The sequence below is a fragment of the Enterococcus crotali genome, assembly GCF_000633635.1.
Lineage (GTDB): Bacteria > Bacillota > Bacilli > Lactobacillales > Enterococcaceae > Enterococcus_L > Enterococcus_L crotali.
This window is the reverse complement of sequence record NZ_AYPQ01000003.1, coordinates 12,409-30,838: the sequence shown is the minus strand read 5'-3', so window position 1 is coordinate 30,838 and position 18,430 is coordinate 12,409. Positions and strand designations below refer to the sequence as shown.

Below are 18,430 nucleotides of genomic sequence, written 5' to 3'. Positions count from 1 at the left end.
AAAAAGTTTTGAGTCACTCTCATTTTAAGAATGTAGCATAAGAAATTATTCTGATGCTTGACAATCTTTTTTACTAATTACCATACGATTTGTATATTTTTCTTCCATGTCCGGACTTGGATCCGAAACAACCACTAAATAAGCATTTTCATATTCTTTTTCAACGTAGCCACTATAACTACTTTTGTCCCAACTAAAACTAATTCGTTTCTCCTGTGTCATGAATAACACCCCTTATTTGCAAAGCAAAATTATTTTCAATCGTCTCGGTTTAGTAATAGGTAATGTTCTTGCAGTATATTATGCAATAAAGTACAATAAATGCATAATGCGAATTCGCATATTTTGAACTTTTGATAAAGCAAAAGTTATTTGTGATAGATTATTGAAATAGGCTTAGGAGTGAAAGCATGGATTCTTTTGGAGCGGTTATCAAAGAAATTCGTAAGAATAGGAAATTAACACAAAAAATGTTGTCAGAAGATATTTGCTCACAAAGTGTCTTGAGTAGGATTGAAAACAATGAAGAGTTGCCCAATGTCGTAGTGATGCAGCAAATTTGTCAGCGTTTAGGTGTCACGATGGATCAAATCATGCAGTTTAAGTCAGACGAAGTACGTTTGATTACTCAAATATTTGAAAAAATAGCTGATTACTTTCGCCATAAAGAATATCGAAAAATCATGCATTACATGAGAGACACTCAAATAGAAGAACGATTACATTTAGATACAGATTGGCAGCGCTACTATTATTATCTAGGAAGTTGTAAATTTTACCTGTGTAGTGATTATGAGCAAGCAATACTCGACTTGAAAAAAGGACTGTCATACACTTATCAGGCAAATAAAGAGAATTTATCTGACTTTGAGATACAAGTGATCAGTTGTATTGGTAGTACCTATAGTAGTATTGGGCAAATTGTTGAAGCAGAGAAATATCTAAAATTAAGTATTCATTATTTTCATAAATTACCGAACGAACGCGTTACTGCTGAATTAACGAAGATTTTTTATAATTATTCTAAGTTTTTGACAGATCAAAATCGATTAGAAGAAGCGCAAATCTATATCGATCAAGGCATTGTTTGGTCAAGACATAGAAATAGCTATTATTTTTTAAGCGAATTATTCCAGTTGAAGAGTCAATTATTGGTCGTTAAAGGATGTTCAGAGAAGGCTGCTGAATATCTGGTTTTATCTGAGCAAATCCAACGTATTGAAACGATTAAAATTTAAAGAAAGTTAAGTAAATATTTTTTAGAAAAGGTCTACACCATTCTTGACTTTAGCTGATTTTAAGAGTACGTTTAGAGTAGAAAATTAAAGAAAGAAGGATGAAGATGAGAACGTTTATCTTTGCAGAAAAGTTCTTTTTAAAAAGTGATGTAAAAGGACCGGGATATTTAGAAATTACAGATGGTTTATTTGGAGACTTTTATAAAGAAGTGCCTGTTAACAATGCTAAAGTGATTAAAGAAGAAGGAAAATGGATCGCACCTGGTTTGGTGGATACTCATATTCATGGCTATATGAATCATGATGTCATGGACAGTGATGCAGAAGGCTTGAAAGTCATGTCAGAAGGCTTACTATCTTGTGGGGTTACCTCATTTTTACCTACAACCCTGACTTCAAGCAAAGAGCGTCTAAAAGATGTTGCTAAAACGATCGGTGAGGTATATCAAGAAGTTCCGGGTGCCAAAGTGCAGGGAATTTACTTTGAAGGACCATTCTTCACGGAAGAACACAAAGGTGCGCAGAATCCTAGCTATTTTGGTGATCCTGATCTTGCAACATTCAATGAATGGCAAGAAGCTTCAGGCGGATTGATCAAAAAAATCGCCTTAGCTCCAGAGCGTAAAGGTGTTAAAGAATTTGTAAAAGCTGTAACAGATGAAGGTGTGGTCGTAGCCTTAGGACATAGTGATGCAACACTTGAACAAGCAACGGATGCAGTGGAAGCTGGAGCGAGTGTTTTTGTTCATGCTTATAACGGCATGCGTGGACTAAATCATCGTGAACCTGGTATGGTCGGTGCGTTAATGTCATTAAATCATGTTTTCTCTGAATTGATTTGTGATGGGCACCATGTACATCCAAATGCTGCAGATATTTTGATGGAAAAAGCTGGACATGATCATGTTGCGTTGATTACTGACTGTATGATGGCAGGAGGCATGCCAGATGGAAATTATAATTTAGGCGAATTTCCTGTTGTCGTAAAAGACGGAACGGCTCGCTTGGAGTCGGGTAATCTAGCAGGTAGTATCTTGAAATTAAAAGAAGCAATCAAAAATGTTGTTGACTGGGAGATTGCGACACCAGAACAAGCGATTATGATGGCGACTTTAGTTCCAGCTGTTAGCTGTAAAATAGAAGATAAATGCGGCATGATCGCAAATGGGCGTGACGCTGACTTTATCGTATTGAATCCTGATATGGAATTAGCGGCAACGTATCTTGATGGCGTAGAACGCTACCGTGCATAAACAAAAAAACAGATTTTGGCTAATTAAAAGCCAAAATCTGTTTTTTATGGATTTTTCGGTAAAATCGATGAAACAATTGTATGATCTGTGTAGGCGATAAAAAAGTCAGGTAAAGAAAGAGGATAACGTTCAATATCTTCTTTATAAAGGGAAACAGGGATCACAAATGTTTGCCCATTTGTTCCTGCGATATAATCTCCATCAATCGTTTGAGCAACGACTAGAAACCCACATTTTTTCCAACTCGAAAGATCATCTAAGGAAATCGTATCTTCTGAGGCAAGGTACTGAATCGCTTGCTCGAATTGTTCTTCTACTGTTCGACTAAAAATAATCGTACTGTCTTCCTCTTGTTCATTTTCTAAAACAGTTGTTAAAAAACTGTTGGGATCAGTGTCTATGAGTTCTTCTTTGAGCTTTTGAAAGTCCATATATACGCCTCCTGATTTAAAAGCTGAGTAAGCTTATTGATCTTATTTGAAAAATTGCTTGATAGGGTTGCTTGCTTATTAATCTATCGTTCGTTTAAGATCGTAACACGAAAATCAATGGTTGTATGTTTATTAAGTCCTTTTGCCTCAATGTCAATTTGCTTACATAATAATTCTGTTCCTTCATACACAGGCGTTACGCGATAACGAATAGTTTCACCATTGTCTAACGCTTGACGAACCTGGTTTTCATACTTGGTCATATAAGGTGTATTGACAGGTGTTTGATAGAGTGTAGTCAGATTACGAGGATCATCACCTGAGCCACCAAGTTGGCGCCCAATCAAGTGCCCTCTAGAATGAAGTGTCGGCTCCAAGCCAGAAATAAAACCAGGGGGACGAATATCTTTATTGGCAGAAGTTCCAGTATTGACCATAGCAGGTTTCAATAAGGCATCGGCTCCCGTTGCACGACCAAGTGAATCTAGTGTATGATAATCGATCCAGCCTTTTTTATTATCAGCGAGTTCATCTGCTGAAAATGTTGCGGCGCCTAATTCCTTAGGTCCGGGATTTGTAGAACTTACAGGTTTATTTGTACTTGGCTTAGTTTGTTGCTGTTGAGTATGAATCCCAAACAGTTCTTGGATGTTGTCTGGAACTTGAACGCCAAAGACGCCTAAAACTAAAATAATTAAAACGGCCACCAACATAACTGCTGGACTGAATGGCGGTTTTTGTTTCTTTCTTGCCATATTTTTTCTCCTAACTTAAATAAAGCTGACTTTTATAGAGAATTCTTTATAAGTCATCCTTCTATTATACGAAAAAAAATCAAAAAATCAAAAAGCTTTTGAGCTGTTAGAGGACTTGTTGGCTGTCTTATGATAAAATTCCTTTGAGAGGGGATTGAAAGTCATGGCTTATATTGATGTAATTAATGAATATAAAAGATATCATATGGGAGATACGACCATTGCTGCAAATGATGGGATTACTTTTTCTGTAGAAAAAGGAGAAGTTGCAGTTATCTTAGGTCCAAGTGGTGCGGGAAAATCAACTGTGCTTAATATTTTAGGTGGAATGGATTCTTGTGATGAAGGACAAATCATAATCGATGGTACTGATATTGCAAAATTTAATGAAAAACAATTAACGACCTATCGTAGAAATGATGTGGGCTTTGTTTTTCAATTTTATAATTTAGTCCCTAATTTAACAACAAAAGAAAACGTCGAGTTGGCTTCTCAAATTGTTTCAGATGCCTTAAATCCAGACGAAGTATTGAAATCTGTTGGTTTAGGAGAGCGTTTAGATAATTTTCCATCACAATTATCTGGCGGCGAACAACAGCGTGTGACGATTGCTAGAGCGATTGCCAAACGCCCTAAATTATTATTATGTGATGAACCTACGGGCGCATTGGATTATGAAACAGGAAAGCAAATTTTAACGATTTTACAAGAAACTGCGCGTAATACTGGTACAACTGTAATCATCATCACTCATAATTCTGCGATCGCTCCAATGGCAGACCGTGTAATTCGTATCAATGATGCGAAGGTTCGCAGTATGACGATCAATGAAGAACCAAAACCAGTATCTGAAATAGAATGGTAGGTGGTAGTGTTGAAAAAAACAGCCTTACTCAAAACAAGCTTTCGTGAAATCAAGCAGTCGAAAACACGATTTATATCGATCATGGGGATTATTTTTCTGGGTGTTATGGTGTTTGTTGGTCTAAAGGCCACAGGTCCTGATATGACTCAGACGGCATCCAATTATTATCAAAAACAAAAATTACCAGATGCTCGGATTGTTTCCACTCTGGGTTTAGTTGATAAAGATATCGATGCGATCAAACAAGCGAAAAATGTAGAAACTGTTTATCCGAGATATACGAAAGATCTAGCAATTAGTGAGCGGAATGTAGCGGTAAAGTTTGTTAGCTATGATTTAAAGCAAAAACAACCTTTGATCGACTATAAAATAGTAAACGGTCGCTTACCTGAAAAAAGTGGGGAAATCGTTTTGGATGATCTAGCCCAATTACGAGGACACTACAAATTAGGTGAAACACTGACTCTTTCTAAAGATGATAACAAGGATAATGTATTAAAAAAAGAAAAATTTAAAATCGTCGGTTTCGTTCAATCGCCAGAGTACATCGAGAATACTTCAAGAGGTAACACGACGATCGGCAAAGGTTCATTAGATTTTTTTGCTGTTGTTCCTAAAGAAGATATGGATCTGTCGATTTATACTGAAATTCTAGTATCCTTTAAAGGTCTAAACAAACTGGATAGCTATTCAACAGAGTACAAAGAGAAACGCGAAAACGACGTTGCATCTGTAAAACAGAGAATGAAAAAACGACCTGAACAACGTGTCGAAGAAATCCGCGCAGAATCAACGTCATCTTTTGAAAAAGCTCAAAAAGAAATTTCTGATGGTGAGAATGCATTAAAAGATGCTGAAGCAAAGTTGCAGGCGAGCGAACAAGAATTAGTATCAGGCAAGCAAGAACTTGCGCAAGCACAAGCTGACTATACACAGCAAATAGCTGCAGCAGAAAATGAGCTTGCAGTGAGTCAAACGGAAATTACAAACGGGGAAAATGAACTAACTGAACAGAAAAATCTACTCGCAACAAAACAAAATGAATTAGCGCAAGCAGCAGCCCAAGTCGCCGAAGGTCAAAATGCGTTGCCTGGGTTACAACAACAACGGAATGATTTAGCTGCATCAAGCGAATCACTCAATCAATTGGTTAATGGGTATCAAAGTTTAGGGGCCTCGATCGCTATTTTAGATCGTGTACCCGATGATTCATTAGCAGAAAGTATTGCCGAGGCCGCTCCTCAACTTCAAGCGGGTGTTCAAGCGTTAGGGGCGCCAGCAGATGTTTCTGCTGCTGTAAATCAATTGATTGCACAACCAGAACGAGGGAATATTGCAGTTGTGATGAGCGCAATCAATGGTGCGTTGGCTAGTTTGTCTAACCAGCAAGCACCAATTGCACAAGGTTTGCAAACATTGGACCAAACGATGACAACGATCAATCAGTCGATTGATCAATATACACAAGGTCAGCAACAACTAGCCCAAGCAGAAACGCAAATTGCTCAAGCAGAAGCTCAATTAGCTTCTGGGAAAGAACAATTAGCAGCAGGTCAGGCGCAATTAGAACAATCAAAAATTGATGGTCAAGCAAAGCTGAATGAAGCCCAAGTGAAAATTGATGAAGGTCAAGCAGCCTATGATCAAGGATTGGCTGAATTTCAAAAAAATAAAACAGAAACACTCCCTAAGCTGAATGATGCCAAGCAACAATTAGAGAAGAAACAAAAAGAATTAGCTGATTTAAAAGCAGCAGATTATTATTATTTTACAAGAGATGATAATCCTGGATATTCAGAATATGAAGACAATGCTGATCGAATTTCTTCGCTATCTACAGTTTTTCCAATATTCTTTTTCTTAATTGCAGCTTTAGTGAGTTTAACAACAATGACGCGTATGGTTGAAGAAAAACGGATGGAAATCGGTAGTTTGAAGGCTCTAGGTTATCGGAATGGCGAAATTGCCTTTAAATTTTTAGTGTACGCAGCAATTGCCAGCGTATGCGGAGCTGTTTTAGGATTGTTTGTCGGATACTATCTATTCCCGACCATTATTTTTGACGCTTATGGTCAGTTATACAATATTCCAGATTTTATTACACCATGGTACCTAAGTTACAGCTTGATTGGAATACTCGTTGCCGTTTTATGTACAGCAGGTGCTGCAATGGTCGTTTTACGAATCGATTTATTTAGTACCCCAGCAAGTCTGCTACGTCCTAAAGCTCCTAAAGCAGGACAAAGAATCTGGCTGGAGCGGATAAAACCGATTTGGAACCGATTAAGTTTCATTCAAAAGGTCACAGCGCGAAATCTATTCCGTTATAAACAAAGAATGTTGATGACGGTTTTAGGAATCGCTGGATGTATGGCGTTGATCATTACAGGATTTGGCTTAAAAGATTCTATTTCAGATATTGTTGAAGTTCAATTTAATAAAATCTGGCATTATCAAGCAGTTGTTACTTTCAAAGAGGACCCAACTGAAACGGACACAAAAAAATATCAGGCGGTATTAGATAAAGTTGATGATTTGAAAGCAACCATGCCGCTTTATGTAGAATCGTTGAAAACGACGAAAGAGTCCAATGCTAAACAAGATGTTTCAATCTATGTTCCTGAAACACCTAAAGAAATCGATTCGTTTATTTTATTCAATGATCGACAATCTGGTGAAAAATATCGATTGACTGATGATGGTGTGATCATCAATGAGAAATTAGCCAATTTATTTCACTATAAAACAGGGGACACACTTGTTTTGAAAAACAGTGATAATCAAGAATACAAGCTTAAAATCAGTGCGATCGCTGAAAATTATACGGGACATTTTGCCTATATGTCACCAGCCTATTATGAAAAAGTATTCAAGAAAACACCTGTTTACAATACAGAATTCCTATTATTTGATAAGGCACCAAGTGAAAAAGTAGAGTCATCGGTTGGTAAAGAATTGATGGAAAATCAAAATGTCTTAAATGTTTCCTTCTTATCAATTTCAAGTGATGCTTTAGATGATACGATCCACAGTTTGAATATCGTCGTGTGGGTCTTGATTACAGTTTCTGGTTTGCTGGCATTTATCGTTTTGTACAACTTGACGAATATCAATATTTCAGAGCGAATCAGAGAACTTTCCACAATCAAAGTACTAGGATTTTACGACAACGAGGTAACGATGTATGTGTATCGGGAAAATATTATCTTAACATTTATCGGTATTTTCTTCGGCTGCTTCTTTGGAAAACTTGTTCATAGTTATGTATTGACCACAGTTGAAGTCGATATGCTGATGTTTTCACCAACGATTCATTGGTTAAGTTATTTATATTCAGCATTGATCACATTATTCTTTACTTTATTGGTTATGGTTTTCATGCATAGGAAGTTGAAAAAAGTTGATATGATCGAAGCTTTAAAATCAAATGAATAAATGAAATGAATAAATGAAACGAATCCTCTTTTCAGTAAGATCGATTCGTTTCATTTTTTTACAGATACATCCTTGGGATGATATTTCAAGATTAGCTATCCTTTTGTACAAAATATTGGTAAAATATAAGTATCTTCGGGAGCACGTCGAGTGAGAATGGGAAGTTGCTTATAAGTGATAAATTTAAGATGCTTAGGTAGGAGAAAGGATGTGAGAACGTGATACAAGGTATTCCGCTTGAGACGATTTATCTATACACCTTGATTGTTTGTGCGGGTATTGCTGTTTTGCTAGTGATTTTTGGGGATGTGTTTGATTTTGACGGCCCTATCGATCCTATGTTAGCAATTCCATGGTTGGCTTTTACTTCATTATTTGGTTATTTGGGAGAGCGCTTGTTAGGCTGGAATCATCTGATGTTGTTTTTAGTCAGCGGAGCGATTGCTTCGATTCTTGTTTTTTTACTGAATTTTTATGTGTTGATGCCAATGAAAAATGCAGAATCGACCATCTCTATATCTGAAAAGGATATGGAAGGAAACACCGCAACTGTTGTGACACCAATTCCAGTCGGTGGAATGGGGGAAATACAGTTGAAAAGTGTCACAGGCTCGATCAGCCGACCAGCTGCTTTCTATGCGCCTCAAGAGCAAACAATCGAACGCGGAGCACAAGTGCTGATCATCGAGATCAGAGAACGGGTCTGTTATGTAGTTCCTTATGAAGGAAGTTTACAATTATAAACAAGAAGGAGTAGAAGAGAATGGAATTAGGGATTTTAGGACCAATTGTTCTGGTTGTGTTTATTTTATTGATGATGTTGATTGTGTTTATTTCAAAATATCAAACAGCTAAACCAGACGAAGCGTTGATCATTAGTGGGAGTTATTTAGGCAGTAAGAATGTACATGCCGATGAACGAGGCAATAAAATAAAAATCGTTCGTGGCGGCGGGGCTTTTGTATTACCCGTCTTCCAACGTTCAAACAGAATCAGTTTATTATCAAGTAAACTAGATGTATCAACGCCAGAAGTATACACAGAACAAGGGGTTCCAGTGATGTGTGATGGAACATCGATCATCAAAATCGGTTCATCTGTCGAAGAAATTGCAACAGCTGCAGAACAATTCTTAGGTAAAACACGTGAAGAGCTTGAAAATGAAGCACGAGAAGTATTAGAAGGCCACCTACGTTCGATCCTAGGCTCAATGACGGTAGAAGAGATTTATCAAAATCGTGATAAATTCAGCCAAAGTGTGCAAGAAGTAGCAAGTGTGGATTTAGCAAAAATGGGTCTGATCATCGTGTCATTTACCATTAAAGAAGTGCGCGACAAAAACGGCTACTTGGATTCTTTAGGTAAACCAAGAATCGCTCAAGTTAAACGTGATGCAGATATCGCTGAAGCTGAAGCTTGGAAAGAAACGCGTATCAAAAAAGCTGAAGCTGAAAAAGAATCACAACAAGCAGAATTGCAACGTCAAACAGAAATCGCAGAAGCGTCAAAAGAAAAAGAATTAAAACTAGCAACATATAAAGAAGCGCAAGATATCGCAAAAGCCAAAGCTGACCAAGCCTACAATTTGGAAACAGCTAAAGCCCAACAAGAAGTTATCGCTCAAGAGATGGAAGTTAAAGTCATCGAGCGTCAAAAGCAAATCGAGTTAGAAGAAAAAGAAATCGTTCGTCGTGAAAAGCAATACGATTCAGAAGTGAAGAAAAAAGCCGATGCTGATCGTTATGCCAAAGAGCAAGAAGCTTTGGCGCAAAAAGCACGTGAAGTGGCCGAAGCTGAAGCGGAACGTTTCCGTGTGGAATCATTAGCCGAAGCCGAAGCAAATCAAACGCGTTTAGCAGGTCAAGCGGAAGCTGAATCTATTTTAGCTCGTGGTGCGGCTGAAGCCGAAGCAAAACAAAAAATCGCCGATGCTTCAAGGAATATGGTGAAGCAGCTGTCTTAAGTATGGTAATGGAAATGTTACCACAATTAATGAAAGAAGCGGCCCAACCTCTTAGCAATATTGATAAAATCTCTGTTGTTGATACAGGTGGCGGTGGTGAAAATGCCGGAGCTAACCGTATTACCAACTATGCGACCAACTTATTAGCTGGAACGCAAGAAACATTAAAAGAAACAACAGGGCTAGATGTGAAAGAATTGATTGAAAACTTCTCTAAAAAAGGCACGAACAGTAATGTGAATTTCTATGGAGAAGATCCGTCTAGCGACAAAGAGTAGTAAAGAAGAGAGGATGGGACAGAAGTGTTTAATCCCGAGAAATAAGAAAGGATTGCTTCTGCTCCCACCGTTTATCCGGAGTTAGAGCCCAAAACAAAACTGATTTTTTAGTTTTGTCCTGGGCTCTTTTTTATTTTTTGCTTTCATTCTGCTTTTTTTCTGTTTCAACTCGTTCTTGTACTTTCTTTTTAAGCACTTCAAGTTCTTGTTCTTTCTTTGCTAGTTCAGCTAAATCTTCTTCGATTTCATGTTTTTCTTCAATAGGTTTTGGTTTGAAAAAGAAATTCAGCCCAATCCCGATAAAGGTTCCGATAAACGTATCGATCACACGTGATAAAGCAAAATAAAATGATTCTCCCTGAGGGATACTCAACGAAATCAGTAGCAGTGTAGCGATTGCTGAGATGATCCCAGAATTATTATTCATCCCGTCAGAAATAACGATCACAACCATTACTAAAAAGGGTAGTAAAAATAATTCAACTAAGAAATCATTGGAGAAAAGATCCTTCACTAGAAAATAGATAATTGCCAAACCGCCGCCTAAGGTATTTCCAAGAATCCTGGATTTTCCAAAAGTAAGGCTGGTCGTTAAATCTTGTCGCAATGAAAAGACGGCAGCTAAAGCCGCAATCATCGGTGCACCCCGATCGAATACTTTAAATAAAATAATACACAACATAACAGCTAAAGCTGTTTTGAATGTGCGCATGCCTAAACGAAAAGGACCGACTTCCATGAGCTTTCTCTCCTATAATCAAGATTTAATCAGTTTTCTATTTAATGATAACCGAAATAGAGGTAAAATTACTAGTATTAAAACAAAAGATTAATCAATTTATGAGGAGCTGTCAAATGAAAATTGGATTACGAACGATCAAAACGGCTGTAAGTGCGACGTTATCGATGATCGTTGCAGGAAGTTTAGGTCTATTATATCCAGCATCTGCTGGGATTATCTCGGTATTGAGTGTTACGAATACAAAAAAAACCTCTTTATTAACAGGGCTTTACAGACTCCTTTCCTTAGCATTAGCTACAGCTATTGCTTACCTGTGTTTCTCTATTTTAGGATTTAATTCATTTGCCTTTGGGGTCTATTTGCTCTTATTTATTCCAGGAGCAGTTTATTTTAAGCTATCAGACGGGATCGTAGTTAGTTCCGTTTTGGTGACGCAGTATTTAGTTGAACAAGACCTATCTTGGACGATTATCGGTAATGAGTTTTTATTGATGACGATCGGTGTTGGTTTTGCTTTGTTGATGAATCTCTATATGCCAGATACTGAGAAACGCTTAAAAGAAGACCAAGAAGTCATCGAAACCATGTTCCGAAAAATCTTGAATAATATGGCGGCTTATCTGAACCAACATGTTAAAGAACGAGACTTATTTGAAAAATGTAATGACTTAAAAGCTTTTATACGAACGGGCGAAAATTGGGCAAAAAATCATGCAGAGAATCAACTGATTTCTTCCAATCATTATTACATTGAATATTTTACAATGAGACGTCTCCAAAGCAATAATCTAAAAGACATGTTAAGGATTCTCGAAAAAATCACAGTTGAACCTGAGCAAGTAGGAAATATTCAAGAACTATTGCTTTATACTGCTGAAACATTTGCGGAAAATAACGACGGACAAGAAATCTTAGATCGCATCGATCAGGTATACGAAGCTTATCGCCAAAAAGAATTGCCAAAAACAAGAGAAGAATTTGAAAATCGAGCACAATTATTTCAGTTTTTACAGGTATTTCAATCCTTTATAGAAATCAAAGCTGAATTTGCAAAACATCAAAATGAAAAATAAGCAATAAAAAGACCGAGAATCAATTGAGCTGACCCCAAAAAGTTAGATTTTTGGGGTCACTACACAATCACTTTCTCAGTCTTTTTATTGCTTTACAGATTACTACTAAAGATCATTCAAGCTCTTCTTATTCATAAAATAGAAGGCTACGCTAAGTATGAAGCCCATACCGAATAGGAAAAACAAGCTATCCTGAATCTCATTCATTTTCGGTAACTCACTTTGCGTTAGACTAAGTAACTGTTTTTTGGATTTTGATTGATGGTACTAAGTTTCGTTGTTTGACCATTTTTAGTATAAATATATTTAACTGTAATTGTTTTATCGGTAAACCGACCTGTTGGATTTCCATGGACTTCTTTAAAAGTGTATCCATCTAATTTCTTCTGCTCAGTTTTGTAATCAGAACCAATAGTTCCACTTACTGTATTTGGGGCAATCAGTTGATTCCTTGATCATCGAAATATTGTGTAACGACTGTTCCTTTCATTAAAGGAGCTGTATTTTTTGTGTAGATATATCTGATGGTAATAGGTAAATCAGTGAAGGTTCCACTTACGTCACCCTCAACATTTTTAAACGTATAGCCATCTATCTCTTTTTGTTCTGTAGTATAGTTTGTACCAACTGCTCCGTTTAGTGTGAGTGAAGATGTAAGTTCATTACCGTTCACATCGACATACTCGACAATAATTGTAGCATCTTTAACGGGGAGTTGATTTTTGTAATAGATGTATTTAACAGTAATAGTGGTGTCCGTATATTGTCCGCTGGGATTACCGACGACCTCTTTAAAGGTATAGCCATCGATAGTAAGTTGTTCTGTTAAGTAGTCTGATCCGGCAGGGCCATTAGTTGAATTGGAAGGCGCGATTTCATTGCCTTCATCATCCAGATATTGTGTGAGTACAGTGCCATCTATGATGGGTGCCGCATCTTTGACATAGACATATGTTACGACGATCGTTTCTGTTGAATAAAGCCCAGTAGGTTGACCAACGATTTCTTTCAACGTATAGCCAGCAATAACTTTTTGCTGTGTAATATAAGCGGCACGCAGGTCACCATTAAACGTCTCTGGTGGAGAAAGCTCATTCCCGTCACTATCTAGATATTGGGCAATGACAGTTCCTCTTGTATTAGGCTGCCATACGTACGTTTCAGCCATAGTAAGACCATTAAATGTGTTGGCTAATTCATCTGACGTCAGCATATGCTGTCCATTTGGAATTAGCGGTGTACCAGTTCCAACTGATTGCCATTTTCCAGTATAAATACTATTAGTCGGCACCTCAGGAATAACTGAAATCAGCAAATTGTCAAATGTGTTGGGTAATGTGAGTTTCCACATTGAAACTGTATTGTTGAAAATCGCAACGATATTTGTTGAAGGAGAAGTCGACCATCCTGATAAGTCAAGAGATTCAAGTGAAACATCATTTGCAAACATACTAGACATCATAGATACGTTACTAGTGTTCCATGTAGCGACATTTAATGATTGAAGTGATTGTGCGTTACTAAACATCTCTCTCATACTGATTACTTTGCTAGTATCCCAGTGCGAAAGATCTAACTGAGGCAGAGCGGTATAATAAAACATATACTCCATACTAGTAATATTTCCAGTATTCCAACCAGTGGTGTTTAAACTTGTTAATGCGTTTGTATAGCCAAACATAAATTCAGTATTTGTGACATTGCTCATATTAAAAGACGACAAGTCAAGCGATTGAATAGAATTATTCTGATAGAACATCCTTCTCATTGTTGTGACATTGCTAGTATCCAAATAGCCAATGTTTTGAATCGAAGTCAAATTCACAAAATTTGAAAATAATGCTTCGGAATTTGTGGGGGCAATGACAGGACCATCAAAAATAATTTCAAAAATCATATTTCCCCAATTTATCCATGGGCTATCTTGATTGATGGTATTGGCTAATTGTCCAGCTCCAATGTGTAATATTCCATCAGTTGTGAGATACCAAGCGCTTGTACCCCAAGTACCAGTGGCTATATTTGCTAAAGCAACAGTATCTGATTGAAGGGAGAGGTCTGTTTGAGAAGCAGGGGGATCATCAGTTGAGTAAGCGGTTACAAAGTTGAGTTGTCCAAATAAAAGAAGAGTCAGCACAAATAGGTTAAAGGTTCTTTTCACAATAAACGCCTCCTTTTTATTTATGATTACAAAACGATTAAATAAATTTGAATTTACTTATTTGTTTATTATATATTCTCATAAATGTCAGAGAAATGCTAATTTATTGCTTTTGAACGCTTGTTATTTTATCATTTCTATTCGCCTTAAAAAAAGGTGGTAATTGAAGGGAATTAAATACTATTTATTATTTATTTAATGAATATATATATAATGAAATAAGATCTTTGAAACTTTGCGAATCTAAATGTAAAGCAAATATTAAAGTTTAGTTACGGAATTCAAAAATCCTAGTAATTAGAAATGCTAGGTGCTATACTTTCATCAAGTTAAAAAAAGACTTTTTCTTAAATTAGAATAAATAGAAACTTTAAATCTCTAAAAAGGTGGAACCAGAATTAATGACTGAAAAATGGCGTGAAGATCAAGAATATATGTCTTATGTGGAAGATTTGTTGGAAACTGAAGAAGTACAGCGTTTAGGTAATTACACGCAGCATGTTCACTCAACTCGTTTAGATCATTCAATCAGCGTTTCATACCATAGTTATAAACTAGCTAAAAAATGGAATGGTGATGCCAGAGCAACAGCTCGTGCTGGGCTATTGCATGATTTATTCTATTATGATTGGCGTACAACAAAGTTTGATGAAGGGTCCCATGCGTATATGCATCCTCGAATCGCTGTAAAAAATGCTGAGAAGCTAACAGAGCTTTCAGATTTAGAACGTGATATCATCATCAAACATATGTGGGGAGCAACGATCGCTCCACCAAAATACAAAGAAAGCTATATTGTTACAATGGTAGATAAATATTGTGCAGTTAAAGAAGCCTCTGAGCCAATGACGAACTCTGTAAAAGCCAAATGGCGCCAGTATTTTGGTAGAAAAGAATCTTTACAATAAAAAAACGACTGATTTTCTTTTGAGAATCGGTCGTTTTTTTGACTATTTCAGTGATTGGGCTTCGTAGGTTTGCTTTTGATCTAATCTTTTCAAGTGTTTCATTGCTTTGAAGTAAGAAGCAAGTAAGACGAGTACAGAACCTGCCCAAGCGAGTGGTGAAGCGAGAGCTGCACCAACAAACCCTAAGGACGCGGTTAAAATAATGGCAGCAAATGAGCGCATAATCAGCTCCATGATTCCAGCTAAGGTTGGGATGACGCTTTGACCTAACCCTTGCAGCGTGTAGCGGAGGATGAATAAGATTGCTAATAGCCAATACATACTGCCGTTGACATTAAAATAAATTTGAGAAAGACTGAGCACCTCTGTTTCTTTTCCGCTAACAAATAGCATCACAAGATTTTGACCAAACAAAATCACAATACCACCAGCTAACAGGCTAAAACCAATACTCATCAATAGACACTGATTAACACCTTGTAAAATCCGTTTATATTTTTTCGCACCATAGTTTTGAGCAGTAAAGGTTGCCATTGCAATACCAAAAGACATCATTGGCTGCGTCGCAAATTGTTCGATCTTACCAGAAGCAGCCTGAGCTGCTACAACGTCTGTTCCCAAACTGTTTAAAGCCGCCTGTAAAATGATCGCACCGATTGCAATAATCGATGATTGAAAGGCCATCGGTAAAGCAATATTCAAATGAGCGCGAAATTCATGCTTATCAATCGAAAAGTCTTTTTTCCGCAACTGTAGATTAGGGATTTTCCAACGAATGTAAATTACGCATAAAAGACTAGACACTAGTTGGGCGGTAACCGTTGCAATCCCAGCACCAGCAACCCCCATATGGAAATTGATGATCAAAACTAAGTCGAGCACGACATTGATGATACTGGCGATGATCAAAAATAACAGAGGTGTTCGACTGTCACCTAAAGCCCGAATTACATTTGAAAGTAGATTAAAGGCCATTGCAGCGAAGATTCCTACAAAAATAATAGAGATAAAAGTTTGCGCATCATCGATGATTTCTTTAGGCGTCTGCATGAGCTGCAACATTGGACGAACAAAGATCAAGCTTAAAACAGTCAAGACAATCGTTACAATAGTACTGATCATGATTCCAGTAGCGAAGCTTTTTTCACACCGCGATAGTCTTGTCCGCCAAAGCGTTGTGACGTTAGGATGGACAGCCCCGCAGTTAAACCTTGCGCAAAACCAATGATCAAAAAAGTAATACTACCGGTCGAACCAACTGCTGCTAGAGCATCTTTCCCAAGCGTTTGACCAACAATAATCATATCTGCCATATTATAGAACTGTTGAAAAATGTTGCCGATCAATAAAGGAATCGTAAAGAAGAAAATCAATTTTGCTGGATTGCCATGTGTTAATTCTTTCAATAAAAACATCCTTTCATTCTGAGAGAACAAATTGAGGAAAATGATCTCTACAACTCTAATGAAAATAACAGTCAAATCTGATAGAATAAATAGCTTAAAATAATTAAAAATTTCCTATTCATAGTAGCACAATATTAAGCTTTTGCAAGTGCTTTATTGAGGTAAAATTATTTTTATTTTAAATGAGGGTTCTTTCTATAAAAAAATGAGAAATCTATTTATTTCTCGTTTCTTTTAATAAAAATTGCTATAATTGATCAGCGTAGATGTCAGAAGTGGTATCATAGAATAGTTGATGTATTTTTAAGGAGATGACCGCGTGAAAAATGAATTGAGCAGGCCAATAAAAATCAGCATCTATATGATCAAATGGTTCAGCATTACTTTGTTGATTGGATTGATAGTGGGAGCGTTGTCAGCTTTTTTTCTGAAAAGTTTAGATATAGTCACCCAAATTAGGCTGGATAACCCTTGGCTTTTATTTGTTTTGCCAATCAGTGGGGGTGTATTTGCCTTCTTATATAAAAAATATGGTGGGAATGCGATCAGAGGGAATAATCTTGTAATCGATCAAGCCAATGGTGAACAAGAAAATATTCCTGTGCGTCTTATTCCGCTGACTTTATTTGGTACGATCACCACACACTTATTTGGAGGTTCAGTTGGTCGTGAAGGGACAGCTGTTCAAATGGGAGGCACAGTAGCGAATGCTGTGGGGCGTCTTTTTCAACTCGATAAAATTGAACGCGAAATTGTGATCATCTGCGGGATCAGCGCTGGGTTCAGCTCTGTTTTTGGGACCCCGTTAGCTGGAACTATTTTTGGGTTAGAAGTCTTAATGATCGGTCGTTTGAGATCTGATGGGCTTTTTCCAAGCTTTTTTGCGGCTTTTTTTGCTAATTTTGTGACAGAATCTTTTGGTGTAACACATACACATTACGGGATGGGACAAATACCTGATTGGTCAGTAATGATGTTCTTTAAAATAATGATTGCAGGAATCTGTTTTGGTTTAGTCGGGTGGTTATTTAGTCGTTCGATCGTTTTGGTCAAAAAATTCTATGCAAACTGGATCGGGAATGTCGTTTTACGTAACTTCATTGGAGGAGTGATCGTGGTGGCTGCTGTGTTTATTTTGCAGACGCAACGTTATCTGGGGCTAAGCTTACCTTTATTAAAAGATGCGTTTAATGGAGATAATCATGGATTTGATTTTCTTGGAAAGCTCTTTTTTACAATTCTTTCATTGGGTGCAGGTTATCAAGGCGGTGAGGTGACGCCATTGTTTGAGATTGGTGCAACATTAGGCAGCAGTTTAGCAGGTGTTCTCCATTTATCGATTCCATTTTTAGCTGGACTGGGTTTTATTGGCGTTTTTTCGGGAGCAACAAATACACCAATTGCCTGCTTTATTATGGGGATCGAACTATTTGGAGGCGAGGCAGCCTTATTTTTCTTTATGATTTGTTTGATCAGTTACATGTGTTCAGGAAATGCCGGGATTTATTCAGCTCAAAAGATAGAAGTGGAAAAAGGGGTTGTATTTTTCCCATTATTGACAAACTGGAAAAATAAAAAAGAAAATAATGAGCTATAGAAAAATATTCTAAGCCTATGATAAACTAGGAAATGAGGTGAAAACATGAAAGACTATCAATACCCTTTAGATCTAGACTGGACAACAGCTGAAATGGTGATTGTTACGAATATGTGGTCGGCCGTAGAACAAGCAAATGAAACTGGAATTGATACTAACGCATTTTTTAATACGTATAAAGAATTTAAAACTGTGGTTAAAAGCATCGGTGAAGAAAAGCGTTTAGGGAATGAATTTCAAAAAGCATCTGGCTACTCTTTATATCGAACACTTCAACAAGCCAAAAAGCAAGAGTCAGGCAGATTGAAACTGGGAGCTGATTAAA

Annotated in this window: 15 protein-coding genes and 2 pseudogenes; 10 read left to right on the top strand and 7 right to left on the bottom strand. The window is 37.1% G+C overall.

Features of this window, described 5'->3' with window-relative positions:
* Positions 1-45: 45 nt before the first annotated feature.
* The gene (locus V192_RS21635; protein ID WP_086346745.1) at positions 46-222 is read right to left on the bottom strand and encodes a hypothetical protein; all 177 of its coding nucleotides are present in this window, start codon (positions 220-222) and stop codon (positions 46-48) included.
* Positions 223-410: 188 nt separating this feature from the next.
* On the opposite strand from V192_RS21635, the gene V192_RS0108475 reads away from it, so the two are divergent.
* Both V192_RS0108475 and nagA read left to right on the top strand, forming a co-directional pair.
* On the top strand, positions 411-1,238 hold the full coding sequence (locus tag V192_RS0108475) for a helix-turn-helix domain-containing protein (protein WP_025870807.1): 828 nt from the start codon (positions 411-413) through the stop codon (positions 1,236-1,238).
* 104 nt (positions 1,239-1,342) lie between these two features.
* Entirely contained in the window at positions 1,343-2,491 is a 1,149-nt protein-coding gene (gene nagA, locus V192_RS0108470; RefSeq protein ID WP_025870805.1) for an N-acetylglucosamine-6-phosphate deacetylase, read from the top strand.
* A 44-nt stretch (positions 2,492-2,535) separates the two neighbouring features.
* On the opposite strand, the gene V192_RS0108465 is transcribed toward nagA, so the two are convergent.
* Both V192_RS0108465 and V192_RS0108460 read right to left on the bottom strand, forming a co-directional pair.
* Entirely contained in the window at positions 2,536-2,922 is a 387-nt protein-coding gene (locus V192_RS0108465; RefSeq protein ID WP_025870804.1) for a hypothetical protein, read from the bottom strand.
* 83 nt (positions 2,923-3,005) lie between these two features.
* Positions 3,006-3,677: a DNA/RNA non-specific endonuclease gene (locus tag V192_RS0108460; RefSeq protein ID WP_025870803.1), complete on the bottom strand. Its 672-nt coding sequence runs from the start codon at positions 3,675-3,677 to the stop codon at positions 3,006-3,008.
* 163 nt (positions 3,678-3,840) lie between these two features.
* On the opposite strand from V192_RS0108460, the gene V192_RS0108455 reads away from it, so the two are divergent.
* The 4 genes and pseudogenes from V192_RS0108455 (at position 3,841) to V192_RS19735 (ending at position 10,218) form a co-directional block, all read left to right on the top strand.
* Complete coding sequence (locus tag V192_RS0108455; protein WP_025870802.1) at positions 3,841-4,542, top strand: ABC transporter ATP-binding protein; 702 nt, start codon at positions 3,841-3,843, stop codon at positions 4,540-4,542.
* 6 nt (positions 4,543-4,548) lie between these two features.
* Positions 4,549-7,977 carry an FtsX-like permease family protein gene (locus V192_RS0108450; RefSeq protein ID WP_051581941.1) on the top strand — a complete coding sequence of 1,143 codons (3,429 nt, stop codon included), beginning with the start codon at positions 4,549-4,551 and terminating at the stop codon, positions 7,975-7,977.
* Positions 7,978-8,195: 218 nt separating this feature from the next.
* Positions 8,196-8,720 carry an NfeD family membrane protein gene (locus V192_RS0108445; RefSeq protein WP_025870800.1) on the top strand — a complete coding sequence of 175 codons (525 nt, stop codon included), beginning with the start codon at positions 8,196-8,198 and terminating at the stop codon, positions 8,718-8,720.
* Between the two features lie 20 nt (positions 8,721-8,740).
* Positions 8,741-10,218, top strand: a pseudogene (locus V192_RS19735) (flotillin family protein).
* A gap of 130 nt (positions 10,219-10,348) precedes the next feature.
* Here the strand turns inward: V192_RS19735 and V192_RS0108435 are convergent.
* Positions 10,349-10,957 carry an FUSC family protein gene (locus V192_RS0108435; RefSeq protein WP_025870799.1) on the bottom strand — a complete coding sequence of 203 codons (609 nt, stop codon included), beginning with the start codon at positions 10,955-10,957 and terminating at the stop codon, positions 10,349-10,351.
* Positions 10,958-11,073: 116 nt separating this feature from the next.
* On the opposite strand from V192_RS0108435, the gene V192_RS0108430 reads away from it, so the two are divergent.
* Positions 11,074-12,033: an aromatic acid exporter family protein gene (locus V192_RS0108430; protein ID WP_025870797.1), complete on the top strand. Its 960-nt coding sequence runs from the start codon at positions 11,074-11,076 to the stop codon at positions 12,031-12,033.
* Between the two features lie 227 nt (positions 12,034-12,260).
* On the opposite strand, the gene V192_RS21205 is transcribed toward V192_RS0108430, so the two are convergent.
* Together V192_RS21205 and V192_RS0108420 are read right to left on the bottom strand one after the other, a co-directional pair.
* Positions 12,261-12,446: a MucBP domain-containing protein gene (locus V192_RS21205; RefSeq protein WP_420834556.1), complete on the bottom strand. Its 186-nt coding sequence runs from the start codon at positions 12,444-12,446 to the stop codon at positions 12,261-12,263.
* Between the two features lie 26 nt (positions 12,447-12,472).
* Entirely contained in the window at positions 12,473-14,194 is a 1,722-nt protein-coding gene (locus V192_RS0108420) for a MucBP domain-containing protein (RefSeq protein WP_025870794.1), read from the bottom strand.
* Positions 14,195-14,595: 401 nt separating this feature from the next.
* Here V192_RS0108420 and V192_RS0108415 point away from each other — a divergent pair, with 401 nt between their 5' ends.
* Positions 14,596-15,102: an HD domain-containing protein gene (locus V192_RS0108415; protein ID WP_025870792.1), complete on the top strand. Its 507-nt coding sequence runs from the start codon at positions 14,596-14,598 to the stop codon at positions 15,100-15,102.
* 42 nt (positions 15,103-15,144) lie between these two features.
* On the opposite strand, the pseudogene V192_RS19730 reads toward V192_RS0108415, so the two are convergent.
* Positions 15,145-16,508, bottom strand: a pseudogene (locus V192_RS19730) (MATE family efflux transporter).
* Between the two features lie 319 nt (positions 16,509-16,827).
* Here V192_RS19730 and V192_RS0108405 point away from each other — a divergent pair.
* Positions 16,828-18,105 (top strand): voltage-gated chloride channel family protein, encoded by a 1,278-nt coding sequence (locus tag V192_RS0108405; RefSeq protein ID WP_025870790.1) that lies wholly within the window; start codon positions 16,828-16,830, stop codon positions 18,103-18,105.
* Positions 18,106-18,150: 45 nt separating this feature from the next.
* Entirely contained in the window at positions 18,151-18,429 is a 279-nt protein-coding gene (locus V192_RS0108400) for a UPF0223 family protein (RefSeq protein ID WP_025870789.1), read from the top strand.
* Position 18,430: the final 1 nt, after the last annotated feature.